This is a genomic window from Salinimicrobium sp. WS361 (assembly GCF_050750585.1).
Taxonomy (GTDB): domain Bacteria; phylum Bacteroidota; class Bacteroidia; order Flavobacteriales; family Flavobacteriaceae; genus Salinimicrobium.
Window position 1 is genome coordinate 117,705 of record NZ_JBOJLM010000005.1, and the last position, 25,832, is coordinate 143,536.

Genomic DNA, 25,832 nt, shown 5'->3' on the forward strand with positions numbered 1-25,832 from the left:
TTTTTCTTTTAAATTTTCTGATCACTGATCACTGAATACCGATCACTATTTTTTCTTCTTCTTAATATAATCTGCAGTCAACCTGCTTCGGTTTCCTTTTTTATAATACTTGGTAAACCTCCAGTAAGAAACTGCTCCTAAAATGGCTACAACTACTACAGAATAGTAAACAAAAGTTGGAGTAATTACCTTATCTCCACTGGCATAAGAATGCAGCCCTGAAAGGTAGAAGTTCACCCCAAAGTAGGTCATCATAATACTGGCAAAAGATACAACTGCCATAAAGTTGAATAACCAGCGGCTTCTCATTCCCGGCACCAGGCGCATGTGAATCACAAAAGCATAGACCATGATACTCACCAGTGCCCAGGTCTCTTTTGGATCCCAGCCCCAGTAACGTCCCCAGCTCTCATTAGCCCACTGCCCTCCAAGGAAGTTCCCAATGGTCAACATCACCAAACCAATGGTAAGCGCCATTTCGGTAATGATCGTTATTTCTTTGATGGTAAGGTCCATCTTCTTTTTATTATTCTTTGTCGTAAAGATCATGAGGATCAAAGCTACCGCCCCCAGGATCATTCCCAGGGTAAAGGGTCCATAACTACCCACAATTACCGAAACATGTATCATCAACCAGTATGAATCGAGTACCGGCTGCAGGTTGGCAATAGAGGGATCCATCCAGTTCCAGTGTGCAACCATTAAGATCATAGAGGTCACAAACGCAGTAGATGCTATGGTTAGATCACTTTTTCTTCCAAAGAGAAGCCCAAAGAGCATCGTAGCCCAACCCACATAGATCATCGACTCGTATGCATCACTCCAGGGAGCATGGCCCGAGATGTACCAGCGTGCAATAAGCCCCGCAGTGTGAAGGATAAAGAAAATGATGATCACCACTTTACTCACCGTGATCAAAGTACGCATGACTTTGCTATCTCTAAAAATTTGGAAGATTACGAAGATCAACATAAGCACCCCGGCAATCATGTACATGGCAAAGAGATTCCTGAAAATATCGTACTTATTGTACAAAATTTCTGTTTCCAGCTTTTCTTCGGAAGGCATTACTTCTCCTCCAAACTTTTTCTGAAAACCTTTGATACTGTTCAGCAATTCGTTGGCTTGTGAATAATCGCCGGTCTTTTTCGCTGTTTGTAATGCGCTGAAGTACATTGGAAGGATTTGCCTTGTGTAAACCGAATCCATTCCTTTAAATCCTGCTTCGGCAGCTTCAGGGAACGATACCCATTTGTCGTTTTCATGCCCCGGGATTGGGAAAATCCTTAGAATTTCTCCCTGCAGTGCATTGTAGAGCAAGTTTACCCTCCTGTCAGTTTCAATAAAGTCGGTTTCAAATTTATCGGGCACTGCTGCCATGTAGGCACGCTCCAGGTAAGGAGAGAGTTTGTAGTTCCCTTCCCTGTCAAAAAAGCTGGTTAGCGCGATGAATTTCTGGTCTTCGGGCACACCTACGATATACCTGATGCTGTCATTTTCCTTTTTAACGTTTATTACGGGCACATTGTACCACATGGTTGGATTTTCGGTAAGGGAGATCATCACCTGGTCCGCTGTTAATCCTTCATAATCATCACTTTTACTTAATTTTCTAAGTAATTCCGAAGAATACGTGTTTACAGGCTTCATCCTTCCGCCGGCATCCTGTACTACAAGTCGGCCGAACTCTGCTGCATGCTCTTCAGAAACCACATTGGCTTTAATGATCGAGTCTATCCTTGCTTTGGGAATTGTGAGCGGATTTTCATGCGCATGTGCTTCTTCCTGCGCAAAACCTGCTGTTGTAGAGAACAGCACCAGTAAAATTCCGGTAATACTGGCTTTTTTCTTCTTCACTTTTTCCAGCATTTGCTTAAGTTCCCCAAAACGGGATCCTTTTGCGAACAGGACCCACATTAACCCAATATATAATAGCGTATACCCGATATAGGTAATCCAGGTGCCCCAAAAATCGTGGTTTACAGAGAGTACCGTTCCTTTTTCATCGGGGTCAAAAGAGGCCTGGAAGAATCTATAACCTTCATAATCGAGCACGTGGTTCATAAAAATCTCGTAATCAAAAGTTGTCTCCTCATCAATAACCGTCACCTTACTTTTAAAAGAGGAGTAGCTTTTCTCTGTACCGGGATATCTTTCAGCAATAAAATCGTTGAGTTTAATAGAGAATGGCAACTCATATTCTTTAGAGCCGTACCTCACGTAAAATTCGAGGCCGCCAAGATTGAGCTTTATAGGATCGGTAACCATACCTTTCCCGCCCAGAAGTTTTACAGTTTGTGATTCGCCTGCAGTGCTCACTCTTACTACAGCAGCATCCTGCTGGCCTTCAGTCTTTTCTTCGGTAGGGATCACATCGTATTTTCCACGTACCACCGGATCGGGCAAAACAAATTGCATACCCGCCATATTGTAGAGAGAACGCAATAGCAAGGTTTGAACAGAATCGGCTTCTACCTGCCCCTGCATTTGATCGGCCATTCGCATATAAGTACCTTCAAAAGGAGAAGAAATACTGTATTCCCCATTTTCAACAGTGATATTAATGGCACCATCTGTAGGTTTATTCAAGGCGAACAGCACGTTGTGAATACTGCTCACCTCCCCTTCCTTGATGTAGTGGTCATGCCTGTCGCCACCACCTGCTTCTACGATCTTGAGATAGTTTTCTCCTTCAGGATCTTCAACCAGGCCTTCTTCGGCACCATGAATGTAATCTATGATCTCCAGTTTTACCGGCTGCCCGTTATAATCTGTATTAAAAGTGAATTCATTTGAAGCTCCGGGAGCCAAAAGCACCTCATTTTCCACTACTCTTCGGCGTGGTTCTCCATCTATTTCGCCATCAATAAAGGTGGTCAAAAATGTCTTTTCTGAGAGGAAAGTATTTTCGGTCGCACCTTCTCTAATCGGCATCATGCCTTCATAACTTATATACCGGGTCACAAAAGCGCCTACCAGAATAAAGATAAAGGAAAGGTGAAGCAGTAGAGATGACCATTTTTCTTTTTTGTGAAGCCGGTACCTGAAAATATTTCCTGTAAAATTGACCACGAACAACGCCATGATCACTTCAAACCACAGGGCATTATAGATCCAGACTTTAGCGGTTTCGGTACTGTACCAGTTTTCAATAAAGGTTCCCATTCCCAGCGCTACGGCAAATACGATAAAAAGGAAAGCCATAAGGCGGGTGGAGAAGATGATGGAAGCTATTTTTTTCTGCATCGAGGGCTTGCTTTAATAAATGCCGCAAAAGTAAGCAATTTATAGGGATTAAAAGTTGCTTAAATTCCATATTTATGCGGCTGCAGGAGCAGCCCCGGGAGTAAAAGAAATTTGTATTTTAGCCGTATGATTGAGATTGTACTTTTAGGATCGGGCAATGTTGCCACACACCTTTTCAAAGCTTTTTCTGCTTCGGAAGGAACTTGTATAAAACAGGTCTATAATCATTCTGAAAAAACTTTGGATTTCTTCCGAAGTAAATGTGATGTAACTACCGAAATTTCTGAGCTGGCACCGGCCGATATATATCTAATGGCCCTGAAGGATGACGTGATTCCTGAAATTTCAGAAAAACTGAAGGACCTGAATGCGCTTGTAGCCCATACTTCGGGTTCGGTAGCCCTTGACGCCCTTAGAGCCTGCTCCCGTAGAGGCGTGTTTTATCCGCTCCAGACTTTCTCTAAAGACAATGATGTCAACTATTCCGAAATTCCTTTTTGCCTTGAAGCTAATACTGCCCAGGACCTGGAAATCCTGAAAACACTTGCAACAAAAGTTTCAGGGAATTGCTACGAGATCTCTTCGGAACAAAGAAAAAAGCTACATCTTTCGGCAGTGTTTGTCTGCAACTTTGTCAACCATCTCTATGCAGTGGGCGAACAAATTTGTGAACAGAACGATATTCCGTTCGACATTTTAAAACCTCTCATTGCTGAAACAGCCGGGAAAGTGCAACATGCTTCTCCTGCCGGGGTGCAAACCGGCCCTGCCATCAGGAATGATCAATCGACTATAAAAGCCCATCTGGACCTATTGGAATCGGGCGAAAACAAAAAGATATACGAACTATTAACTTCAGCAATTCAAACCTTCCATGGAAAAAAGCTATAAAGAATTCCTTGCCCAGATCACTACCTTTATTTTTGATGTAGACGGGGTCCTTACAGATGGGTCTATACAAATAAGCACAAGCGGTGAACTACTTCGCACCATGAACATTAAAGACGGGTATGCGATGAAGTATGCGCGTGAAAAAGACTATACGATCTGCATTATCTCTGGCGGCAACAATGAGGGTGTCCGCTCCCGACTCAAAGGCCTTGGAATTACCGACATCTACCTGGGATGCCCAGATAAGGTGGAGCAAATGGAAGAATTCTTTGATATCTACGACATCAAACCTGGGGAAGTGCTTTATATGGGTGACGATCTCCCCGATCTATATGCCATGCAAAAAGTTGGCTTGCCTTGCTGCCCGCAAGATGCCGCGCCCGAGATCAAGGAAGCCTCGCGCTATATCTCTCACAAGAAAGGCGGAAAAGGCTGCGTGCGAGACGTTATTGAGCAGGTCTTAAAAGTGCAGGGAAAATGGAATGATCACCAATGAATTGGTTGCTCCTCGTTATCGCCGGATTGTTTGAAGTAGGCTTTGCAACCTGTCTTGGTAAAGCCAGGGAAGCTACAGGCAGCACCGCCTTCTGGTGGATGGCAGGCTTTTTTCTATGCCTTACAATAAGTATGTCTCTGCTTTACAAAGCCACCCAAACCCTGCCCATAGGGACTGCCTATGCAGTGTGGACAGGAATAGGTGCGTTTGGCACCGTCTTAATTGGAATCTTTGTATTCAAAGAACCTGTGCATTTTTGGCGGCTGTTCTTCCTTTTCACCCTTATTGCCTCTATCATCGGGCTTAAATTTGTTTCCGCTTAAAACCATGCAAATTTTGCCATTTCTGAAGCTTGTGAGGCCTTTCAATCTTTTGATGATCATCATTACGCAGGTACTGGTGAAGTATTTTCTATTCGAACCCTTTGGAATAGACACCACCTTAAGTAATTTTAGCTTCAGTCTGCTCGTGTTTTCAATGATATGCCTTGCTGCCGCCGGTAATATCATCAACGATCTTCACGACACAGCCACCGATAAGGTGAATAAGCCTCAAAAAATGCTTATTGGCATCAAAATTTCTGAAAAAGTTGCGTGGAACTGGTTTATTGCCTTAAACATTCTTGGAGTGGGAATAGGATTTTACCTGAGCAACCTGGTAGGCAAACCTTCTTTTGTGGCACTTTTTATCATTCCTTCGGCCTTTCTTTATTTTTATGCTACCCAAATCAAAGGTACTGTACTTGTTGGCAACCTGGTAGTAAGTGTAATGGTTGCCATGATCATTGTTATGGTCGGGATTTTTGATCTTGTTCCTGCTATTACTTCTGAAAATCTCACCACTCAAAAAGTGATGTTTTCAATTCTTGTTGATTACGCAATCTTTGCTTTTCTGGTAAATTTTCTTCGGGAAATTGTAAAAGATCAGGAAGATATTACAGGCGATTATAATGCGGGTTACAAAACCCTGCCGGTGCTGCTGGGCAGAAGCAGGACTAACTTCATCATCTTCGCCATTGCCCTGCTTCCCCTCACTGGTATACTTTATTATTTATATACGTACCTTTATGAAAGCCGGGCCGCGATTCTCTATGTATTGATCGCTGTTGTTGCACCCCTACTCTACTTTATGGTAAAAATTGTGGGTGCAGGGAACAAAAAGGAATTTCATCACCTTAGCCTGGTTCTAAAAATAGTTTTGGCTGCAGGGATCTTCTCTATCGGCTTTTATAAATATGTTTTGATATAATTATGTTACAGGAAAAATTAAAAGATCACCATATTATTTTAGCTTCGGCATCTCCCCGTAGACAACAGTTCTTCAGGGAACTTGACCTTGATTTTGAGATAAGGCTGAAGCCGGTAAAAGAAGAGTATCCTTCAGAATTAAAGGATGCAGAGATCACCAATTTTCTAGCTGAACTTAAAGCTGCAGCCTTTGAAAGCGAATTGAATACCAACGACATTCTTATCACCAGCGACACCATAGTATGGCATGAAGGTAAGGCCCTTGAAAAGCCCGCTGACCCGGCGCAGGCGTTGGAGATGATCAAAGCTCTGGGCGGGAAAACCCACGAGGTGATTACTTCGGTATGCTTTAAAACTCCTGAAAAAATGCATACTGTACATGCAATCACCAGAGTTACATTTAGTGAGCTCGCTGATGATGAAATTAAATATTACATTGAAAAATTCAGGCCCTTTGACAAAGCCGGAGCCTACGGAATTCAGGAATGGATTGGGCTTATTGGGGTTGAGCATATTGAAGGGAGTTACTTTAATGTAGTGGGGCTCCCAACTCATTTGGTCTACCGCACCCTGCTTGAAATGACCGAATAATTTTTAGCCACACTCCAGGTTTCCTAATCCTAAAAGGTATCTTTACAAAAATTCATTTTCAGGAATGTTAGATGTTTTCTTTCTAAACAAAAATCAGATAATTACCACTGCAGCCATTCTTTTGGCGCTCTGGATCCTGCAGTTTATCATGAAAAAAGCCGCCCACCGCGTGGGGCACCGCAGTGAAATTCACATTACCCGTACCAGGCTAATGTTCAAGTATATTAACATACTTGTAACTATTATTGCCATTTTTCTGCTCTCTCTCACCTGGGGTTATAATGCGCAGGAGATTGCGCTCATTTTTTCTTCCCTGTTTGCCATAATTGGGGTTGCCATGTTTGCGATCTGGTCAATTTTAAGCAATATCACTGCCGGGATTATCCTCTTTTTTTCCTTCCCGTACAAAATTGGAAGCCGCATTAAGATTCACGATAAAGACATGCCGGTAGAAGCCGTAATTGAAGACATCAAGGCTTTTCATCTTCATTTGCGTACATTAGATGGAGAATTGATCACTTATCCCAATAACCTCATCCTGCAAAAAGCCGTTTCATTAATTGAAAAAGAATACCATGCCGATGAAGGGAAAGATGCTCTCTAACATGGTTTAGTTAGGAATCTTGTTATATTTGAAGGCTTATCAAAAAGAATATCCTATGCGGAAGCTTTTTTGCCTTGTTTTTCTTTTCATTAGTGTGCTTGCTCAGGCCCAGCAACCTGAAAAATTAAATTCCTCAGAAATTTATTCTGAAATTGAAAAGCTCAACTTCCTGGGATCGGTGTTGTATGTTGCAGCCCACCCCGATGATGAGAATACCCGCCTTATCTCCTACTTTAGCAACGAACTCAATGCCCGTACCGCTTATCTCTCCCTTACCCGTGGTGATGGCGGCCAAAACCTTATCGGTCCGCAATTAAGGGAACTTCTGGGCGTAATTCGCACCCAGGAGTTGCTCGCAGCACGAAAAGTAGATGGCGGAGAGCAATTCTTCAGCCGGGCGAATGATTTTGGGTACAGCAAAACCCCTGAAGAAACCCTGAATATCTGGAATGAGGAAGAAGTCCTTAAAGATGTTGTTCGTACCATAAGATCCTTTAAACCCGATGTGATCATCAACCGTTTTGATGCAAATTCGGCAGGTGAAACCCATGGCCATCACACCTCTTCCGCAATTTTAAGCAGCCGCGCCTTTGATCTTGCAGGAAAACCTTCCGCTTACCCTCAACTGGCAGATGAGCTGGGAACATGGCAGCCAAAAAAACTCTTTTTTAACACCTCTCCATGGTTCTACGAATCGCAGGAAGCATTTGATGCGGCAGATAAATCCCGCTTTATCAGTTTTGACACCGGAGTGTATTTCCCGCTAAGAGGTCTCTCCAACACCGAGATTGCTTCCTTAAGCCGTAGCCAGCACCAGTCTCAGGGATTTGGCAGCACCGGTACCCGCGGCACTGCTTCAGAATATATTGAACTTCTTAAGGGCAAACATCCGGAGAATAATCCAGATATTTTTCACGAGATCAATACCACCTGGAGCCGGATAAAAGGCGGTAAAGAAATTGGCGATATACTTAGCAGAGTGCAAAAGAATTTTAATTTCCAAAATCCTGCAGCAAGTGTACCACAGCTGGCACGGGCTTATCAGCTTATTCAAAACCTGGAAGACCGGCACTGGAAAGAAATTAAATCCAGACAAATAAAAGATATTATCACAGCTTCAATGGGCCTGTACCTGGAAGCTGTGGCAGGTTCACCCCTGGCTACACCGGGCGAGCAGGTACAACTTGAACTGGAAGCCATAAACCGAAGTGAGATCCCCGCCGAACTGCTTTCTGTCAAAGTACTTCCTGAAGAAAAAACTATTCCCGTCAATCTTTCCCTTGCCAATAATCGCGCTTCGGTTCAGGAGATTGATTTTGTTATTCCTGAAAATATCAACTTCACCAGCCCTTACTGGCTGGATGAAGAAGGAAGCCCTGGAATGTATAAGGTCGCCAAAAATGAACTTATAGGGCTGCCTGAAACGCCACGGGAGCTCAAAGTCGAGTTTATCATAAAAGTTGGCCAGGCCGAAATTCCGTTTGAAAGGAACATCACCTATAAATTCAATGATCCTGTAACTGGCGAATCATACAGGCCTTTTGAAGTAGTGCCGGCAGTGTCTGTCACAGCAGGTATAGATGTGCTAGTATTTGCCAATGGCGCCCCGGGCCGCATTCCGGTTACAGTAAAGGCCATGACGAATGGTATTTCAGGAAAACTGAGTCCGGGGGAAATGCCCGGCTGGAAAATCTCTCCCGAAAATCACATTTTTGACACCCTGCAAAAAGGGGAAGAAATAACCTTCAGCTTTGAAGTACAACCACCCGCAGTTCAGGATAAAGTCGTTTTCAAACCAGTAGTTGTGGTAAACGGGAAGACTTATTCCAAATCTGTAGTTCAGCTTGATTATCCGCATATTCCGCTACAAACGTTAATGCTTCCGAATAAAACAAGCCTGGTAAAACTGGATATCCAAAAAAGGGGAAATCTGGTAGGCTATATTCAAGGGGCGGGAGACGTGGTACCCCAGGCGCTGGAACAAATGGGTTACAAAGTTCAACTCCTTGATCCTGAAGATATTTCAGGAAATAACCTCCCAAAATTTGATGCTGTAGTAGTTGGGATTCGCGCCTACAATACTATTGATGAATTGCGTTATAGGCAACCGGCGCTTTTTGAGTACGTGAGGCAGGGCGGCAATCTCATCCTGCAGTACAACACGAGCCGCGGACTCGTCACTGAAACACTTGCGCCTTACGAACTCGAACTTTCCCGCGACAGGGTTACAAATGAAGCGGCAGAAGTGACATTTTTGGCACCCAACCATCCTGTTCTCAATTTCCCAAATAAGATAACTTCCAAAGATTTTGAGGGCTGGGTACAGGAACGCGGACTCTATTTTCCCGACAAATGGGGCAAAGAATTCACTCCGGTTCTCGCGATGAATGACAAAGATGAAGCGCCCACCAAAGGCAGTCTTTTGGTAGCACCTTATGGGAAGGGCAATTTTATCTATACCGGCCTTAGCTTTTTCAGGGAATTCCCGGCAGGGGTCCCGGGGGCATTCCGGCTTTTCGCTAATATGCTCTCTCTTCCACAAAATGAACCATCGGTTTCCGGTTTACAACAAGACAATCAGAAGTAATGGAAGCTCCCCAAAAATACAAGTGGAAAAAAGCATACAGCCTTGTGCTCCTCGCCAATGCCGCCTATATTCTCCTGTTTTACATTTTAATGACAATCTTCACCTGATATGCAAACTATAGACTGGATCATTTTAGCCGGTACTCTTGCGTTCATCGTGATCTATGGAGTTTATAAAACCCGCGGCAGTAAAGATGTCCAGGATTATATTCGGGGAGGCAACGAAGCCAGGTGGTGGACGGTGGGACTGTCGGTCATGGCTACCCAGGCCAGTGCAATCACTTTTCTCTCCACACCCGGACAGGCTTTTCACGACGGGATGGGCTTTGTGCAGTTCTATTTTGGGCTTCCCATTGCCATGATCATCATTTGTATGGTCTTCATTCCTATTTATTACCGGCTCGAAGTTTATACCGCCTATGAATATTTGGAATCCAGGTTTGACCGCAAGACCCGTACCCTCACGGCTTTGCTCTTCCTTATCCAACGAGGGCTGGCTGCCGGAATCACTATTTTTGCCCCCGCAATCATTCTTTCGGCGGTGCTGGGCTGGAACCTCACAACCCTCAATATCATCATTGGGGTACTCGTTACTATTTATACGGTTTCGGGCGGAACAAAAGCTGTAAATGTTACCCAGAAACAGCAAATGGCAGTGATATTCTTCGGAATGGTCGCAGCTTTGATCCTGATAATTCAATACCTACCGGAAGAAATTAGTTTCACCGAAGCCCTTGAAATTGCCGGTGCCAGCGGAAAACTTGACGTAATAGATTTTTCATTCGATTTTGACAACAGGTACACCTTTTGGAGCGGCATCATAGGCGGGACTTTTCTTGCCCTCTCCTATTTTGGAACAGATCAAAGTCAGGTGCAGCGCTATCTTTCAGGAAAATCTGTACGGCAGAGTCAGTTGGGTCTCATCTTCAACGGCCTGTTAAAAGTCCCCATGCAGTTCTTTATTTTGCTGGTTGGAGTTATGGTTTTTGTTTTTTATCAGTTCAATTATTCACCGTTAAACTTTAATCCGGCGGCTACAAATGCGGTGAGTACTTCGGAATTGTCTTCGGAATACAATAACCTTCAGGAGGAACTGAAAAAAATTCAGGATCAAAAACAACAGAAATCTTTGAATTATGCCAATGCCGGAAAATTTTCAGAAGGAGACAGGGAAAGCTTTAAAAATGACCTGGTACAACTGAATGCTGCCGAATTGCAGGTGCGGCAGGAAGCTACACAACTTATTGAAGAAGCCGATCCTTTAATTGAAACCAACGACAAAGATTACGTTTTCATCCACTTTATCCTGAACAACCTGCCGCGCGGTTTGATTGGCCTGCTGCTGGCGGTGATCCTTTCCGCAGCAATGTCTTCTACAGCTTCCGAATTAAATGCCCTGGCCTCTACCACCATGATCGACCTTTACAAACGAAATGTGGGAGAAAAGACCCAGCGACATTACGTACGTATGTCAAAATTTTTCACACTTTGCTGGGGTCTTATTGCCATATCTGTTGCCAGTGTCGCCGATCTTTTTGATAATCTTATTCAGCTGGTAAACATCATTGGATCTATCTTCTACGGAAATGTACTCGGGATTTTCCTACTGGCATTCTTTATAAAGTATGTAAAAGGAACAGCAGTTTTTATTGCTGCTTTAATCACGCAGGTAATCATTATCAGGCTTTATTTTCTGGAGGTCATGCCTTATTTATGGCTCAACCTGGCGGGATGTTTTCTCGTAATTTATTTGGCTGTGATCCTGCAGGTTTTCCTTCCAAAAATGCCAAAAAAACTAACTGACTCATGACACAAAAAATAAACTGGGGTATTATTGGGCCCGGAAAAATAGCTAAAAAATTCACTACCAGCCTCAGGGAAGTTGAAGATGCAAATCTCTATGCGGTAGCGAGCCGGGACCTGCAACGGGCAGAAGAATTTGCCAAAGAGAACGACGCTACAAAAGCTTACGGCTCTTACGAAGAAATGTTGCGAGATGAGGAAATTGACGTGGTTTATGTGGCCACTCCCCACGTTTTTCACCACGAACAAACACTGCTTTGCCTGCAACACAAAAAGGCTGTTCTATGCGAGAAACCTTTTGCCATAAACCGGCAACAGGTGGAGGAAATGATCGCGGCCGCCAAAGAAAACAATGTGTTTTTAATGGAAGCCATGTGGACGCCGTTTCTACCTCACATAAAATATCTTTGCGAGATCCTGGATTCGGGGAAGTACGGCAAGGTGAAATATCTTAGTGCCGACTTCGGGTTTTATTTTCCTTTTGATGAGAACAGCAGGCTTTTCCGGAAGAGTCTTGGCGGGGGCAGCTTACTCGATATTGGGATCTACCCTGTTTTTCTTGCCCTGCACACCCTTGGTTTGCCCGAAAAAGTGGAAGCTACTGCCCAAATGAGCAAAACAGAAGTGGATGAAGTCTGCGACGTGGTTTTCTCCTATCCCAACGGGGCCAAAGCTGAACTTCACAGCAATGTCACTAAAGATACGCCAACAACTGCTTATTTTGAGCTTGAGAAAGCTACGATAAAGATCGAATCAAAGTGGCATAATCCCTCAACAGTTGTGATCACAACGGCTGAAGGAACAGAATCAAAGACCTTTGATGTTGCTTCATTTGGATATGAATACGAAGCACGGCATGTGCAGGAAATGCTGAGACAAGGCAAAACGGAAAGCGATGTGATGAGCTTTGACAAAAGCCGGGAACTCATTTCAATGCTCGATGATATCAGGAAAAAGATTAGGCTGGAATACTAAAAAAAGAGGCTGTAAAAAGGCATTTTTGCCACCTGATTCACTCAGGGTCTTATGGCATTTTTTTGCTTCTTCACAGCCTCTTTAAAAGATCAAAAGAGTTATTTTACATTGCTCCCCACTCTTTAAGAGAGTCCTGGTTGAGCTTTACATAATCTTTATTCCCTGCTTTTTCGGCAGCGGCCAAAGATTTTTTAGCAGTTGCAATAGCCTCTTTCTTTTTACCTAGATCGGCTTCAATTAAGGCTTTTCTTCTCACTACCCAATAGGCATCTTCACCACCAATTTCTACCGCTTTTTTGATCCATTCGTAAGCCTTATTAAGGTCTTTCTTTTCATCGTGAAAATAGGTGGCTGCTGCAAAGTAATCTCCTGCAGAAGGGCCGTTCATTACCCGCTCAATACTTGCCATGGCACGCTCATCAGTAGGCACCTCAAAAGGCAGGGTAGCAATAGTATTTTCCCAGATAAAGTTCAGTACGGCAGAGTCATTTTGAAGCTCATCAATAAGAATAGTGAACGTTTGCATGGTCATTGGCATTTCCTGGACAGGAGCGGTGGCCCGCAGAGCAACTTTACTGTCCTGCCAGTCTTGCGGCAAACCCCAATTGTTACTGTCTTCGTAAAAGAGCACTTCCCATTCGTTTTCCTTCGGAATGGAATAAATGGCATAAGTTCCTGCTTTGAGTTCTTTCCCGTCAATCACCACATTGGTATCAAATGAAATTGTAGTGTTGTTATTGGCACCTGTGCGCCATTTCTCGCCATAAGGCACAAGATCACCAAAGATGGTCCTGCCGCGCATTCCCGGGCGGGAATATTCAACTGTTACATTGGTAAGGCCAACCTCTTGCTCAATCTTAGCAGAAGGACTGGGCTGCGGCACCTGAATTTGGGCGATAGCAAAGCTGCTGATGAGCCCTACAAAAAGAAAAAGAGTGATTTTTTTCATAAATATTTAAGGTGAGTTTATCCAAATATATAGAATTTCCTGAATGAACTACTCAAATATTTTTTGTGACATAAGGTGTCAAAAATGGCATTTTTAGTGCTCATTTTTTTTGGAGAGGATCTTTCTCGCTTCTTCAAGATCTTCGGGAGTATCTATGCCTACACCTTTCACTTCAGTTTCTACCATTTTTATGTTCTTGCCGTACTCGAGGTACCTGATGCACTCAATTTTCTCGGTAGCTTCCAGCTTCAGCATTGGCAGGCGGTAAAAATCCATCAAAGCCTGTTTCCTAAAGGCATAGATCCCTATGTGTTTGTACCAGGTAACGCCGGTATTCTCATCACGCGGATAAGGAATGGGAGAACGGGAAAAATAAAGCGCAAAATCGTTCTTATTGGTAATTACCTTGACATTATTGGGGTTTAAAATGTCTTTTTTGTCGGCCAGAGGAGCTTTTAGAGAAGCCAGATCTATGAGGTCGGCATCTTTTCCGCGGAAAACATCGAGCAACAGCCTAAGGCTTTCGGTGTCTATCATGGGTTCATCTCCCTGTACGTTCACCACCACATCTACCGGCATATCTTCTACGGCTTCAGCAATACGATCACTGCCACATTCGTGTTCTTTTTTGCTCATTATGGCATTTCCGCCGTTGGAGCTTATTTCATCAAAGATCACGTCACTATCGGTCACCACATATACCTCCTCAAAAAGGCCGGTTTTCATGGCCGCTTCATAAGTTCGTAAAATGACAGTTTTCCCGTGCAGATCCTGCATCAGTTTCCCCGGAAAACGTGTAGCGGCATACCGCGCCGGGATCATGGCAATAATACGAAGAGGTTGTTGCGTAGACATAATTTTGTATTTTCTGTTATACTTCCGAAGAAATTCTGGTTAAAACTTTAATTAGCCGCGGCAAAAAAATCATCTTTAAATCCTATGAGATAGACCTTCTCCTGTGCCCGGGTAACCGCAGTATACAACCACCGCAGGTAATCTTTATCTACCCCGTTGGGAAGATAGGGCTGCTCCACAAAAACGGTGTTCCATTGCCCACCCTGTGATTTATGACAGGTCATGGCATAAGAAAATTTAATTTGCAGGGCGTTGAAGTACTTGTTGTTCTTCACTTTTAAAAACTTCTTGTACTTGGTACGTTCTTCTTCATAATCTTTCATCACCTCCTGGTAGAGTTGGTTTGACTCTTCATAAGTCAGCGATGGGTGGTTACTTTCAAGGGTATCCAGCAGCACTACCGTTTCAATGGGCTGCATGTTGGGGTAATCTACCATTTGCGCCTTGATCTCGGCAAACCTGAAGCCATACAATTCTTTTATCGCAAAGATTTCCAGCACCTTAATAATATCACCATTGGCAATAAAACCGGCTTCGCTACTGGGCTTCACCCAAAAATAGTTATTCTTGACCACCATCAAATAATCTCCCGAAGAGATCTCTTCTTCCTGAAACAAAATACGGTTTCTTATTTGCTGGTTGTAGAGGTTTGCACGCTTGTTAGATCGCACTATAATTGTGGTGTCCTCGTGCCCCAGGTTGCGGTAAGAATCTTCAATGGCTTCCATGATCTCATACCCGTCTATAAGCCTCACCACATCTTTTTTATTGCTCAATTCAAACCTGAAGCTTTCATAGAACTCTTCTCTTAAGGCCTCCCGGATCAAGGTTGCATTGTGCAGAATATCGCTTTCTTCACTTTGCCTAACCACCTCATCAAGTTCTATATGCGTTACTTCTTTTAAGTATGTATTCTGAAGTTTTTGCTCCTCAAGTGCGGGGCTCACTTCAAGCTTTACCGGTGGTAACTGGGCAGTATCTCCTATAAAGATCAATTTGCAGTTGTGGCCCGAGTAGACATACTGAAGCAGGTCGTCTAACAAAGACCCATTTTCAAACATCTGGGCGTCGTTATTGACATCGGGGATCATTGAAGCTTCATCGACAATAAAGATGCTGTTGCGGTGCTTGTTGGGCTGCAGCACGAAACTTACCCCGGCACCCGATTTTTTCTTCGGAAAATAGATCTTCTTGTGAATGGTAAAAGCCTCACGGCCCGAATAGTTGGCAATTACTTTCGCCGCCCGGCCTGTTGGCGCCAGCAGGATGCCACTTTTTTTGACCTGCCACAGGTTTTTTACTAAAGAACTTATAATTGTAGTCTTCCCTGTACCGGCAAAACCTTTAAGAAGAAATAAAGATTCTTTACTGCCTTCCATTACAAAAGTCGCCAGCTGCTGCAGCGCAATATCCTGTTTTACTTTAGCTTCAAATTTGAGATCTTTTAATAAGAGTTTATAGAATGTGGCAGCGTTTAGTTTTTCCATGATCATTTTCCGTCGAAGCCCAAAGATAACAAGGTTTTTTTCTGAAGAATCTTTTGTGAATAAAAAAAAATTGTAGATTTGCGTGGATACTAAAATAAATCTTAAACTGCACCCGCATGAAACTTGTCATTCAGTTAGTTCTTTGGATTGTGATCATCTTCCTGGGATACCTGGTTTTTAATTCTGTTTACGAGCCTATACAATTTAATAAAGTTAAGGAGGCAAGATATGCCAAAGTAATAGAAAAGCTTAAAGATATTAGAGATGCCGAACTCGCACACCGTACGGTGACGGGAGAATTTGAAGGCAATTGGGAAAATTTAGTTCGGTTTATTGATACCGCACAATTTACCCTTACACAAAGAAGGGATACCACCGTAATGGATGAAGAATACAGAAAGACATACGGGGTTGACCGAAGAGTTGAAATTGTAGTAGTTGACACTCTTGGATACAAATCTGTAAAAGACTCTCTTTTCAAAGGATCTGATCGTTACAAGACAATGATGAACGTTCCTATTAAAGGAGTAGATGCCAGGTTTGAACTTGATGCAGGTACTCTTGATAAGAGTGGTACTCAAATCCCTGTTTTTGAAGCAAAAGTTTCTAAGAAAGTGATACTTCACGATCAAGACAAAGATCTTGTAAACCAGGAGCAGCAGGTTGTATCTGTAGACAACGTAAACGGCCCTGCCATTAGCGTTGGTTCTATGGAAGAAGTAAAAACCAGCGGTAACTGGCCTTTAAAATATGGTGACGCAGAGTAGGCAAATAAACTACGAAAATATAAAGTTGTCCATTCAGGTTAGCCTGAATGGACTTTCTTTTTGTGCCCTGTCTAAAGATGAAAAAAGGATTGTTTTTTTCAGGGACATCCTCTTTTCCCGAAAACTCAATCCGGCACAGGTGCTGCAGCAAATAGAAAAACAGTACGAGCAGGAGCCTTTTTTGAGTAGTGGAAACCCTGAGGTTATTGTGCTTTTTTCGAATGAATTGTACAGCCTTGTACCTATCGAATTCTTTGAAGAGGAAAATGCTTCGGAATATCTCAAGTACAACACCAAGATCCTGGAGACCGATTATGTAGCAAAGGACGATATTGTTTCCGCAGAAATTGTGAACGTATATATTCCTTACACCAATATCAATAACTTCTTTTTTGACAGGTATGGGGAATTTGAATACCGCCACAGCGTAAGTGTGCTGGCAGAAGAATTTCAAATTCAAAACCGCTTCCAAAAAGAAGGCACAAGGGTTTACCTCAACTGTTTTCCCGGAGGTTATGACCTGCTTGTGTACCAACAGGGAAAATTAATATTGGCAAACAGCTTTAACTGCAACAGCCGCGAAGATTTTATTTATTATTTGCTCTTTTGCGCAGAACAGCTTGATCTTGATCCTTCCAGTTTTGAATTGATCCTCTTAGGAAGGATAAGGGAGAAATCAGATTATTACGAAATTGCATACACTTATGTGAAGGAAATTAAGTTCCTTCAAAGTTCTTTTGGTTACATTTTTAATGGCAAAGAAGAACCTCCAAAAGGTTATATGCATTACACTCTTTTTAAAGCACTCGAATGAGAATAGTTTCAGGAATACATAAAGGGAAAAAGATCATCGCTCCAAAAAAACTTCCGGTAAGACCTACTACAGATTTTGCCAAGGAAGCGCTTTTCAATATCCTGAACAATCAGTACCATTTTTCGGCTTTAAAAGTGATAGATCTTTTTAGTGGTACCGGAAACATTACTTACGAGTTTGGCTCCCGCGGCGCAGTAGAGATCATTGCAGTTGATGCTCACTTTGAATGTGTAAAGTTCATCAACAAAAAATCTGAAGAGCTCGATTTACCTGTTAGAACTGTAAAAAGTGATGTCTTCAAATTTCTTAAAGCTACCACCGAAACTGCTAACATCATTTTTGCCGATCCGCCTTACGATTTTGAGGCTGACGTTCTTCAACAAATTGTAGAAACAACATTTTCAAGAGGGCTTCTGGAAGAAGGCGGCTCCCTCATCATTGAGCATAGTAAAAGAATAGATCTTTCCCATATAGAACATTTTCAAAATGTAAGAAAATACGGTAATTCAGTTTTTAGTTTTTTTTCTTAACTTAGAAGATGTGTTTACCTCTTAAAATAGTTGAGTTGGAATTCACCGTTCTCGAATTCTATCCAAACTACGTTTTTTCCCAACCCAGGGAAGGACAGGTTTTGGAAGGAAAGAAAATGACCGATCTTGTTGAAGCTTGTTCAAGTTTCTACAACGGAAAATACTATGTTTATCTTGCCAACCGGATTAATGACTACAATGTTAATCCCACAGTTAACCTCAATCTGCACAAAGAGAAGAATCTTGCAGGAGTTGGGATAATTTGCAAAAAGGAATCAGCTTTTAAATCTGCCACCTTTGAAAAACAATTTTCCAAGATCCCTTATGAAATTTTTCGCGATCTCGAATCTGCTTTAAAGTGGGTAAATAACCTTATTGCAGAGAAGAATAAAAAAGCAGACCTATAAGCCGGATTCTGTACTCCAACTCCGATATCTATCGGGATGAAGCCCTTATCATTTATCTGAAGCTTTTGTTACCAAAAGCCTTTAGCTGCCTACCCTCCGGCAACGAACGGGCAATTCTTAACAGCCGGTATACATGGCATTGCACCGCATAGAGTTTACCTGATTTCACTACAGCATTATCTGTACATCCTTTCTGTTGCACTGGTCCTCCCTTACAAAGAAGGTGATGGGCGTTACCCACAATGCTGCCCTGTGGTGTCCGGACTTTCCTCCACCCCATCCCAATAGTATTGGTGCCGGGGCAGCGATAAGGCGGTCTGCTTGCTGCAAATATACACTTATAATGTCATTTTTGAGAGGTATGAAATACACGTGTACGCTTAAGCAAGTAAACAGGTAATTGTGGATAAAAACCCGGTGATAATTCCCGGCTTCGGTTTTGTATTTTTATATTTGTGCATCTAAAACATTTCAATGGAACACTTTGTAGTCTCGGCCAGAAAATACCGTCCTCAAACTTTTAAAGATGTTGTGGGCCAGCAGGCTATTACCAACACGCTACTCAACGCCATTGAACATAATCACCTGGCACAGGCACTTCTTTTTACAGGTCCGCGTGGGGTTGGGAAAACTACCTGCGCCCGTATTCTTGCCAAAAAGATCAACCAGGATGGAAATCAGGATCCCAATGAAGATTTTGCTTTCAATATCTTTGAACTCGATGCCGCTTCAAACAACTCGGTAGACGATATCCGGAATTTAATTGACCAGGTGCGAATTCCGCCCCAGGTTGGCAAGTACAAAGTCTATATCATAGATGAGGTGCACATGCTGTCTCAGGCCGCTTTCAACGCTTTCCTCAAAACGCTTGAAGAGCCGCCAAGGCACGCCATTTTTATTTTGGCAACTACCGAAAAGCATAAGATCATCCCTACTATTCTTTCCCGTTGTCAAATATTCGATTTTAAAAGGATAACGGTAAAAGATGCCAAACAATACCTGAGCTACATTGCAGAACAGGAAGGCGTAGAAGCCGAAGACGATGCACTGCACATCATTGCCCAAAAAGCTGATGGCGCCATGAGAGATGCGCTTTCTATTTACGACAGGGTAGTGAGCTTTAGTGGTAAAAACCTCACCAGGCAGGCAGTTACCGAAAACCTGAATGTACTCGATTACGACACCTACATTTCTGCTACAGATCTAATTCTAAAAAATGACATTCCGCAGCTACTTTTATTATTCAATGAAATCTTGAGCCACGGCTTTGACGGGCATCATTTCATTGCGGGGCTTGCATCACATTTTAGAGATCTACTGGTATGTAAAGATCCCAAGACCATCAACCTTCTTGAAGTGGGAGACAATACCAAAGCTTTGTACTACAGGCAATCTCAGGAAGCTTCTTCCTCTTTTCTTCTGAAGGGTATAGAGCTGGCCAACCAGTGTGATCTACAGTACAAGAGCAGCCGAAATCAACGGCTTTTGGTGGAACTTTGTCTCATGCAACTAGCCTCAGTCACTTTTAGCGACGAAAAAAAAAAGGATAGCAGCTACATAATTCCGCCAAACCATTTTACCGGAGCTCCCATTCCCGCTCCGGCACTTAAGCTTTCTTCCAAAGAGAAAGAAGTAGTTGTCAACAACGAATACGCTAAAGGAGATTCGGCCGCACCCACTGAAGCCCAGCTACCAAAACCGGCACCGGCAGGGTCCGCTGCCGATTGTGCTCCCATAACTCCTGAACTTAAGAAAGAAGAGCCAGCTACACCAGAAACTTCAGCCGAAGAAAAAACTTCAGTTGAAACAGCTGTAACTTCAACCCCGGAAACTTCAGCCGGAGAAAAAATTTCAGATGAAAATGCTATTTTAGACCCTGCTGCTGCCGGTGTTCCTTCCGCAAAAACATCCGTAAAAGATTCCGAAGAGAAAACAGCTATAGCTGAACAACCTGCTCCCAAAAAGGTATCGGGACTTTCTTTGAAGAGTATTCAGAAGAAAAAAGAACTGGAAGCTCAAAAGCGGGAGATTAAAGCTGAAGAGGAAGTTGTCAAAAATGGCAAATTTACAGAAGAACAAATGCAGGCAGCCTGGCAGCAATTTAGCGAAGAGCAGAACGATAAAGGAGAAAAGATCCTGGCTTCGATCATGCATACTGACACTCCTGCCCTTATGGGGAAAAATATTTGTGTTGAACTTCCCAACGAAACCATGAAGCTGGAGCTGGAGAAAGTGCAGTATCATTTGATGGGTTTTCTCAAGGAAAAACTTCAAAATACACACATACAACTGAAGGTCACGGTAAATGAAAAAGCTGAAAAGAAATTTGCATTTACACCCATTGAAAAATTCGAGAAACTAAGGGAGAAAAACCCGCTTATCGAAAAGTTACGTTCCACATTTGATTTAGATATATAATGTTAGGTCTAAAATTACCCACAGACCCGCGATGGGTCAATATCGTTGAAAAGAATATTGAGGAGATCCTTACAGATCATGCTTACTGTGAACAAAAAGCTGCCTCTACGGCCATCTCACTTATTGTTACCCACCCGGAATATTCAGAGCTTGTCACGGCTATGACTGCTTTAGCGAGAGAGGAAATGGGGCATTTTAAAATGGTTCACGATCGTATTTTGGAGCGAGGGCTAACCCTTGGCAGGGACAGAAAGGATGAATACGTGTTAAAACTGCTGACCTTCTTCCCAAAGGGCGGAAGCCGACTTACAAACCTTACGCACCGTCTACTTTACGCAGCATTAATTGAAGCGCGCAGTTGTGAACGCTTTCGGTTACTTTCAGAAAATCTTGAGGATAGGAAACTGGCAGAATTCTACCGCAGCTTAATGGTGAGTGAAGCCAATCATTACACGATGTTTCTCAATTTTGCCCGGCAATACGGTGACCGCAAAGAGGTGGACCAAAAATGGCAAAATCTACTTGAATTTGAGGCCGAAATCATGAAAGAGCTTGGCAAAAAGGAAACTATGCACGGCTAGCCTCTTCCAGTGCCTCCTGGTACAGAGATTTAATAATCCCATCTGAAAGTCCTATTTTAGGTACATAGATTCGCCTGGCTCTCGTCCATTTCATAGCCGAGAGATATATTTTTGCAGCTGGCACTATCACATCTGCCCTATCCTGATTCAGGTTAAGCTCGGTGATACGTTCTTCGTAGGTAAAAGATTGCAAAAGTTGGTAATAAGAGCTCAGATATAGGAAACTAAGAGGTTTCCCATTGGCTTTACCACTGCTTTTAAAGATATTGTTGATGTTTCCACCTGAGCCTATAAGATCGATTTTCGTGTAGTTACGGGTAATCTTCTTGATCCACTCTTCTACCTCATCCCATACTTCCTGCGAAACCATGTTTTCAAGTAATCTTACTGTTCCCAGTTTGAATGAACGGGAAGCAACGGTCTTTCCTTTTGAATAAAGCGTAAACTCGGTACTCCCACCCCCTACATCTACATAAAGATAGGTCTTGTCTGTCTGGATGAGCGCATGAAGATCGGTCGCGGCAATGATCGCAGCTTCATCGCTACCATCTATAATATTGATCTCTACTCCTGTTTTTTCCAAAATAAGCTGCGCCACTTCCTCCCCATTTTCAGATTCCCGCATGGCCGAGGTGGCACAGGCCTTGAACTTCTCTATCTTATGCGACTGCATTAACAATTTGAAAGCCTGCATGGTATCAACCATACGTTTGATATTCTCTTCGGAAATATTTTTGGTAAGAAACACATCAGCTCCCAGCCTTATTGGCACCCGCACAAGGGAGGTTTTCTTGAAGATGGGTTCTCTGTGCTCCTGCTCGGTGATTGTCATTATTAACAATCTCACTGCGTTAGATCCAATATCTATGGCTGCAAACTTTCTTTGGTTGATCAAACTTTCTCTTTTTCGGTTTCCAGTTTTTTTAAATAATAATCATATAATGCAAATTGCGACCTTAGGGCCGGCTTGTTATTGCGCCGGTAAGCATTATCCTGCTTAATAGAAATCACCCTGGCCTTTACATTATCGCTCCAGCAAATTTCAAAAGTTTCTATTAACTCTTTTTGAATAGTCTTATCATAAATAGGGCAGCTTATTTCTACACGGTAATCCATATTCCGCGTCATCCAGTCTGCCGATGATATATACACTTTGGGATTTCCGGCGTTTTCAAAAATATAGATCCTTGGGTGCTCCAGGTATTTATCTACGACGCTTATCACCTTAATATTCTCACTCATACCTTCCACTCCGGGTACGAGACAACAAATACCGCGCACAATGAGTTTCATTTTCACTCCTGCCCTGCTGGCTTCATACAACTTATCAATTAGAGAATAATCAGATAAGCTATTTAACTTCAACCTGATACCCGATGACTTTCCTTCTTTGGCGTTGTCAATTTCTGTCTGAATCAACTTAACCAGGCCACTGCGGGTATAATGTGGGGAAACCAGTAAATGTTTGTACCGGCTTACTTTATAATTTACCTCAAAGAAGTCAAAAACCTTATTGACTTCTTTGAGTATACTTTGATTACTTGTAAAAAGGGTGAGATCGGAATATACCCGCGCAGTAGATTCATTCAGGTTTCCGGTGCTTATAAAGCCGTAGCGCATCATTTTCTCATTTTCCAGTCTCTCAATTACACAGCCTTTAGAATGCACTTTAAGACCTTTAACCCCAAAAATGAGGTTGATACCTTCCTGCTGTAGTTGCTCTGCATATTTAATGTTGGCCACTTCATCAAATCTCGCTCTAAGTTCGATTTGTACAGTTACTTTCTTTCCGTTTTTAACTGCATTTACCAATGAACTTGCTATGTGAGAGATCTTAGCCAGGCGATAAATGGTGATCTTGATCGATTTTACTGCCGGATCGAGTGCTGCTTCCCGCAGGAATTTTACGGTATAAGAAAAAGACTGGTAAGGAGTGTGCAACAAGAAATCCTTTTTTGCGATCTCTTTAAACAAGCTACCCTGTAAGATCAAACCCGGAATTGGAAGGGGTTCATAAGATTTGTACTGCAGCTCTTCTCCTCCCAGGCTGGGAAAATTCATGTAATCACGCCTGTTGTGATACCGGCCGCCGGGTATAATACTGTCGGTCGCATCAATGCCCATCTTACTCATGAGATACTGAAGGGTGTCCTGATCAATATTCATGTCGTACACAAATCTCACCGGCTCCCCTTCAATGCGATCTTTTACACTTGCCGAAATTTTTTCAATAAAAGATTTGCTAAGGTCACTGTCAATATCAAGTTCTGCATCGCGTGTAATTTTGATCATATGAGCAGTGACACTCTCGTATTCGAAAATGTTGAAAATGGAATGCAGATGGTAGCGGATAAGATCGTCTAGCAGAATAATATACTGCCGGTCTCCATCTTTTGGGAGCACAACAAAACGTTCAATACTCCGGGGAATTTCGATAAGTACATATTTCTTCTCTTTCGCCTGATTTGGAAGCACGCCCGAATTTGCCCTTTTTGGGACGGGATCTTTCATGGTCATCTTTACGGCGAGGTATGCCGCGCTATCCTTTAAGCGTGGTAACTCATCAAGATCATTAAGGATGATGGTTACCAGTGCAGGGCTCACTTTTTGAAGGAAGAAATTTTTAAGAAAAGCCTGTTGAGATTTTGCAACCTGCTTCTCGTTTATAATAAAGATGTTGTGATCTTTCAGTTTATTCTGAATGGCATCCAGGATCTTTAAACTCTGGCTTTGCTGCTCAATTACAATTTCGGTGATCTCTTCAAGAAGCTGGTTGGCTTTTATTCCTCCCAGAACATTCTTTCCGCCTTTTCCGGCGAGATCAATCCGTTTAATAGTAGCATACCGTACCTTGAAGAACTCATCGAGGTTGTTTGAAAAGATTCCAAGAAATCTCAGCCTCTCAATCAATGGCACTGTTTTGTCTGCAGCTTCCTGCAACACTCTTGCATTAAACTGCAACCAACTCAACTCCCTGTTGATGTACTGATTTTCTTCCATTTATCTTAAATTCTTTGGGAAAAGGTATAAAAGAGTTTGCCCATCTTTTATCTCCTGCCATTTTTCAGCTTCAAACGCTATCACACACAAGCCTGTAGTGGGAATATTAGAGAAATACTGATCTCCTAATTGATTTGTAACCCCTGTGATCGCTGGGTTATGACCAAATACCATAAGAGAATCCACATCATCATCACATGCAGTAATAATGTTTAGAAGTGTATTGGAGTCAAAAGTATAAAGCTCCTTCTTAATTGTAAAAACTTTGTCTTCAACCTCCAGTCTTTTCTGAAAGATCCTGGCGGTATCTAGCGCACGCGTTGCATAACTGCTCCATATCTTCAATGGTTTTTCCCGAAAACCTGAAAAGGCATTTAAAACCAGCCCGGCATCTTTAAAGGCCCGCTTTTTTAAAGTGCGTTCAGCATCGGGCAAATCTTCTTCCCATGAGGATTTACCATGTCTAACAAGAATCAGTTTTTTCATAATTATGGTGCTAATCTATCCATTTTCCATGCCTCTCCCTCCTTACTGTAATAGATACGGTCATGCAGGCGATTTGGCCTACCCTGCCAAAATTCGAATTCCGAAGGTATGACTTTATAACCTCCCCAATATACAGGTTTTGGAATATCTTTTCCATCAAACTCCTCTTCAAGAAGCTCCAGTTTTTTCTGAAGGTATTCGCGGGAAGGAATTACAGAGCTTTGCTGCGAAGCCCAGGCTCCCAGTTGGCTGCCACGTGGCCTCGAATGGAAGTAGGTGGTAGATTCTTCTTCAGAAGTTCTTTCAGCTATTCCTTTTATCATCACCTGCCGTTCAGATTTTGGCCAGAAGAAAGAAAGACAAACCCGGGGATTTTTCGCTATAGACCTACCTTTTTCAGATTCATAGTTGGTATAGAACACAAATCCTTCGTCATCATATTCCTTAAGAAGCACTACGCGTGACATGGGAAAACCATCCAATCCAACGGTAGAGAGGTTCATTGTATTGACTTCTTCAACTTCTTTGTTTGTTTCGGTTTCCCTAATCCACACATGAAATAATTCAAAGGGATCTTTAGGGATTTCCTCTTCCAGCAACTCATGTTTCTGATAGAGTTTACGGTATTCGTGAAGCTTATTTTTCATATTGCCAATTTACAAAATATAGGTTTCACAACGCTAAACCGCAGGGTCAAAAATGGCAAATCCTGTAAGAATTATTTGGCTCTAAAATCTGACTACAATTTTCCTTCACCCCTTTAATTTCACGGGGTGGACACCTAAAAAATAAGAAGTTTTTAATATTATTTTTCTTACTTATTTCACATTTATATTGAAGATAACGCAGTCTTAAATTAATCACTGCCCGCCTTTAGAGCCTCTTATAATTTACTGTTATTGTGCTGTTTGTCCGTAAAACCCCACACTACATCTAAAAGATTTGAATTTTCTTTTTTTAACAGAAATTAGAAAATACATTTACCTTCAGAAATAAGATTTCTCCCCCCCAAATCTATTTCAAAACTTATAATATAACCTCAAAAAACCTACAACTATCGGCTATCGCCTTCAGGAGATTTTCTGCTCCTTCCTCTCAA

Annotated in this window: 22 protein-coding genes and 1 other RNA gene; 14 read left to right on the forward strand and 9 right to left on the reverse strand. The window is 42.5% G+C overall.

Annotation, left to right across the window (positions count from 1 at the left end; translation table 11 throughout):
* Nucleotides 1–45: 45 nt before the first annotated feature.
* On the reverse strand, nt 46–3,246 hold the full coding sequence (gene ccsA, locus ACQ93I_RS06605) for a cytochrome c biogenesis protein CcsA (protein WP_431697765.1): 3,201 nt from the start codon (nt 3,244–3,246) through the stop codon (nt 46–48).
* Nucleotides 3,247–3,372: 126 nt separating this feature from the next.
* On the opposite strand from ccsA, the gene ACQ93I_RS06610 reads away from it, so the two are divergent.
* The 9 genes from ACQ93I_RS06610 (at nt 3,373) to ACQ93I_RS06650 (ending at nt 12,439) form a co-directional block, all read left to right on the forward strand.
* Nucleotides 3,373–4,137 carry a Rossmann-like and DUF2520 domain-containing protein gene (locus tag ACQ93I_RS06610; protein WP_431697766.1) on the forward strand — a complete coding sequence of 255 codons (765 nt, stop codon included), beginning with the start codon at nt 3,373–3,375 and terminating at the stop codon, nt 4,135–4,137.
* Nucleotides 4,121–4,633, forward strand: a complete 513-nt coding sequence (locus ACQ93I_RS06615) for a KdsC family phosphatase (RefSeq protein WP_431697767.1) — start codon at nt 4,121–4,123, stop codon at nt 4,631–4,633. The genes ACQ93I_RS06610 and ACQ93I_RS06615 overlap by 17 nt, the downstream gene beginning before the upstream one ends.
* Nucleotides 4,630–4,956: a DMT family transporter gene (locus ACQ93I_RS06620; RefSeq protein ID WP_266070662.1), complete on the forward strand. Its 327-nt coding sequence runs from the start codon at nt 4,630–4,632 to the stop codon at nt 4,954–4,956. Before ACQ93I_RS06615 ends, ACQ93I_RS06620 begins: the two co-directional genes overlap by 4 nt.
* Nucleotides 4,957–4,960: 4 nt before the next feature.
* Nucleotides 4,961–5,881 (forward strand): geranylgeranylglycerol-phosphate geranylgeranyltransferase, encoded by a 921-nt coding sequence (locus ACQ93I_RS06625; protein WP_431697768.1) that lies wholly within the window; start codon nt 4,961–4,963, stop codon nt 5,879–5,881.
* Nucleotides 5,882–5,883: 2 nt separating this feature from the next.
* Nucleotides 5,884–6,471, forward strand: a complete 588-nt coding sequence (locus tag ACQ93I_RS06630; RefSeq protein ID WP_431697769.1) for a Maf-like protein — start codon at nt 5,884–5,886, stop codon at nt 6,469–6,471.
* A 64-nt stretch (nt 6,472–6,535) separates the two neighbouring features.
* The gene (locus tag ACQ93I_RS06635) at nt 6,536–7,075 is read left to right on the forward strand and encodes a mechanosensitive ion channel domain-containing protein (protein WP_266070659.1); all 540 of its coding nucleotides are present in this window, start codon (nt 6,536–6,538) and stop codon (nt 7,073–7,075) included.
* Between the two features lie 55 nt (nt 7,076–7,130).
* Entirely contained in the window at nt 7,131–9,662 is a 2,532-nt protein-coding gene (locus ACQ93I_RS06640) for a PIG-L family deacetylase (protein WP_431697770.1), read from the forward strand.
* Between the two features lie 108 nt (nt 9,663–9,770).
* The gene (locus ACQ93I_RS06645) at nt 9,771–11,471 is read left to right on the forward strand and encodes a sodium:solute symporter (RefSeq protein WP_431697771.1); all 1,701 of its coding nucleotides are present in this window, start codon (nt 9,771–9,773) and stop codon (nt 11,469–11,471) included.
* Nucleotides 11,468–12,439, forward strand: a complete 972-nt coding sequence (locus ACQ93I_RS06650) for a Gfo/Idh/MocA family protein (protein ID WP_431697772.1) — start codon at nt 11,468–11,470, stop codon at nt 12,437–12,439. Before ACQ93I_RS06645 ends, ACQ93I_RS06650 begins: the two co-directional genes overlap by 4 nt.
* Nucleotides 12,440–12,542: 103 nt before the next feature.
* Here ACQ93I_RS06650 and ACQ93I_RS06655 read toward each other — a convergent pair whose 3' ends face one another.
* From ACQ93I_RS06655 to ACQ93I_RS06665, 3 genes are all read right to left on the reverse strand, one after another.
* The gene (locus ACQ93I_RS06655; RefSeq protein WP_431697773.1) at nt 12,543–13,388 is read right to left on the reverse strand and encodes a DUF2911 domain-containing protein; all 846 of its coding nucleotides are present in this window, start codon (nt 13,386–13,388) and stop codon (nt 12,543–12,545) included.
* Nucleotides 13,389–13,481: 93 nt separating this feature from the next.
* A complete protein-coding gene (kdsB, locus tag ACQ93I_RS06660) occupies nt 13,482–14,243 on the reverse strand; it encodes a 3-deoxy-manno-octulosonate cytidylyltransferase (RefSeq protein ID WP_266070654.1) in 762 nt (253 codons plus the stop codon).
* 47 nt (nt 14,244–14,290) lie between these two features.
* Complete coding sequence (locus ACQ93I_RS06665; RefSeq protein ID WP_431697774.1) at nt 14,291–15,730, reverse strand: ATP-dependent DNA helicase; 1,440 nt, start codon at nt 15,728–15,730, stop codon at nt 14,291–14,293.
* Nucleotides 15,731–15,846: 116 nt separating this feature from the next.
* On the opposite strand from ACQ93I_RS06665, the gene ACQ93I_RS06670 reads away from it, so the two are divergent.
* From ACQ93I_RS06670 to ACQ93I_RS06680, 3 genes are read left to right on the forward strand one after another with little or no spacing between them, the layout of a single operon-like run.
* Nucleotides 15,847–16,497 (forward strand): hypothetical protein, encoded by a 651-nt coding sequence (locus ACQ93I_RS06670; RefSeq protein WP_431697775.1) that lies wholly within the window; start codon nt 15,847–15,849, stop codon nt 16,495–16,497.
* Nucleotides 16,481–17,311: a DUF3822 family protein gene (locus tag ACQ93I_RS06675; protein ID WP_431697776.1), complete on the forward strand. Its 831-nt coding sequence runs from the start codon at nt 16,481–16,483 to the stop codon at nt 17,309–17,311. Before ACQ93I_RS06670 ends, ACQ93I_RS06675 begins: the two co-directional genes overlap by 17 nt.
* Entirely contained in the window at nt 17,308–17,841 is a 534-nt protein-coding gene (locus ACQ93I_RS06680; RefSeq protein ID WP_431697777.1) for an RsmD family RNA methyltransferase, read from the forward strand. The genes ACQ93I_RS06675 and ACQ93I_RS06680 overlap by 4 nt, the downstream gene beginning before the upstream one ends.
* A gap of 388 nt (nt 17,842–18,229) precedes the next feature.
* On the opposite strand, the gene rnpB is transcribed toward ACQ93I_RS06680, so the two are convergent.
* An RNA gene (rnpB, locus tag ACQ93I_RS06685) (RNase P RNA component class A) lies at nt 18,230–18,572 on the reverse strand.
* Nucleotides 18,573–18,722: 150 nt separating this feature from the next.
* On the opposite strand from rnpB, the gene ACQ93I_RS06690 reads away from it, so the two are divergent.
* Complete coding sequence (locus tag ACQ93I_RS06690) at nt 18,723–20,666, forward strand: DNA polymerase III subunit gamma/tau (protein WP_431697778.1); 1,944 nt, start codon at nt 18,723–18,725, stop codon at nt 20,664–20,666.
* Nucleotides 20,666–21,247: a tRNA-(ms[2]io[6]A)-hydroxylase gene (locus ACQ93I_RS06695; RefSeq protein WP_431697780.1), complete on the forward strand. Its 582-nt coding sequence runs from the start codon at nt 20,666–20,668 to the stop codon at nt 21,245–21,247. Before ACQ93I_RS06690 ends, ACQ93I_RS06695 begins: the two co-directional genes overlap by 1 nt.
* Here the strand turns inward: ACQ93I_RS06695 and ACQ93I_RS06700 are convergent.
* From ACQ93I_RS06700 to pdxH, 4 genes are read right to left on the reverse strand one after another with little or no spacing between them, the layout of a single operon-like run.
* Nucleotides 21,234–22,142, reverse strand: a complete 909-nt coding sequence (locus ACQ93I_RS06700; protein ID WP_431697781.1) for a Ppx/GppA phosphatase family protein — start codon at nt 22,140–22,142, stop codon at nt 21,234–21,236. The two genes, ACQ93I_RS06695 and ACQ93I_RS06700, sit on opposite strands and share 14 nt — an antisense overlap.
* Nucleotides 22,139–24,247 carry a polyphosphate kinase 1 gene (ppk1, locus tag ACQ93I_RS06705; RefSeq protein WP_431697782.1) on the reverse strand — a complete coding sequence of 703 codons (2,109 nt, stop codon included), beginning with the start codon at nt 24,245–24,247 and terminating at the stop codon, nt 22,139–22,141. The genes ACQ93I_RS06700 and ppk1 overlap by 4 nt, the downstream gene beginning before the upstream one ends.
* Nucleotides 24,248–24,733 (reverse strand): SixA phosphatase family protein, encoded by a 486-nt coding sequence (locus tag ACQ93I_RS06710; protein ID WP_431697783.1) that lies wholly within the window; start codon nt 24,731–24,733, stop codon nt 24,248–24,250.
* Between the two features lie 2 nt (nt 24,734–24,735).
* Nucleotides 24,736–25,380 (reverse strand): pyridoxamine 5'-phosphate oxidase, encoded by a 645-nt coding sequence (gene pdxH, locus ACQ93I_RS06715; RefSeq protein WP_431697784.1) that lies wholly within the window; start codon nt 25,378–25,380, stop codon nt 24,736–24,738.
* Between the last annotated feature and the right edge of the window lie 452 nt (nt 25,381–25,832).

Bases quoted from the DNA above. Each gene is read 5' to 3' on its own strand.
- ccsA (WP_431697765.1), bottom strand. From the start codon at position 3,246: ATGCAGAAAAAAATAGCTTCCATCATCTTCTCCACCCGCCTTATGGCT.
- ACQ93I_RS06610 (WP_431697766.1), top strand. From the start codon at position 3,373: ATGATTGAGATTGTACTTTTAGGATCGGGCAATGTTGCCACACACCTT.
- ACQ93I_RS06615 (WP_431697767.1), top strand. From the start codon at position 4,121: ATGGAAAAAAGCTATAAAGAATTCCTTGCCCAGATCACTACCTTTATT.
- ACQ93I_RS06620 (WP_266070662.1), top strand. From the start codon at position 4,630: ATGAATTGGTTGCTCCTCGTTATCGCCGGATTGTTTGAAGTAGGCTTT.
- ACQ93I_RS06625 (WP_431697768.1), top strand. From the start codon at position 4,961: ATGCAAATTTTGCCATTTCTGAAGCTTGTGAGGCCTTTCAATCTTTTG.
- ACQ93I_RS06630 (WP_431697769.1), top strand. From the start codon at position 5,884: ATGTTACAGGAAAAATTAAAAGATCACCATATTATTTTAGCTTCGGCA.
- ACQ93I_RS06635 (WP_266070659.1), top strand. From the start codon at position 6,536: ATGTTAGATGTTTTCTTTCTAAACAAAAATCAGATAATTACCACTGCA.
- ACQ93I_RS06640 (WP_431697770.1), top strand. From the start codon at position 7,131: ATGCGGAAGCTTTTTTGCCTTGTTTTTCTTTTCATTAGTGTGCTTGCT.
- ACQ93I_RS06645 (WP_431697771.1), top strand. From the start codon at position 9,771: ATGCAAACTATAGACTGGATCATTTTAGCCGGTACTCTTGCGTTCATC.
- ACQ93I_RS06650 (WP_431697772.1), top strand. From the start codon at position 11,468: ATGACACAAAAAATAAACTGGGGTATTATTGGGCCCGGAAAAATAGCT.
- ACQ93I_RS06655 (WP_431697773.1), bottom strand. From the start codon at position 13,388: ATGAAAAAAATCACTCTTTTTCTTTTTGTAGGGCTCATCAGCAGCTTT.
- kdsB (WP_266070654.1), bottom strand. From the start codon at position 14,243: ATGTCTACGCAACAACCTCTTCGTATTATTGCCATGATCCCGGCGCGG.
- ACQ93I_RS06665 (WP_431697774.1), bottom strand. From the start codon at position 15,730: ATGGAAAAACTAAACGCTGCCACATTCTATAAACTCTTATTAAAAGAT.
- ACQ93I_RS06670 (WP_431697775.1), top strand. From the start codon at position 15,847: ATGAAACTTGTCATTCAGTTAGTTCTTTGGATTGTGATCATCTTCCTG.
- ACQ93I_RS06675 (WP_431697776.1), top strand. From the start codon at position 16,481: ATGGTGACGCAGAGTAGGCAAATAAACTACGAAAATATAAAGTTGTCC.
- ACQ93I_RS06680 (WP_431697777.1), top strand. From the start codon at position 17,308: ATGAGAATAGTTTCAGGAATACATAAAGGGAAAAAGATCATCGCTCCA.
- ACQ93I_RS06690 (WP_431697778.1), top strand. From the start codon at position 18,723: ATGGAACACTTTGTAGTCTCGGCCAGAAAATACCGTCCTCAAACTTTT.
- ACQ93I_RS06695 (WP_431697780.1), top strand. From the start codon at position 20,666: ATGTTAGGTCTAAAATTACCCACAGACCCGCGATGGGTCAATATCGTT.
- ppk1 (WP_431697782.1), bottom strand. From the start codon at position 24,247: ATGGAAGAAAATCAGTACATCAACAGGGAGTTGAGTTGGTTGCAGTTT.
- ACQ93I_RS06710 (WP_431697783.1), bottom strand. From the start codon at position 24,733: ATGAAAAAACTGATTCTTGTTAGACATGGTAAATCCTCATGGGAAGAA.
- pdxH (WP_431697784.1), bottom strand. From the start codon at position 25,380: ATGAAAAATAAGCTTCACGAATACCGTAAACTCTATCAGAAACATGAG.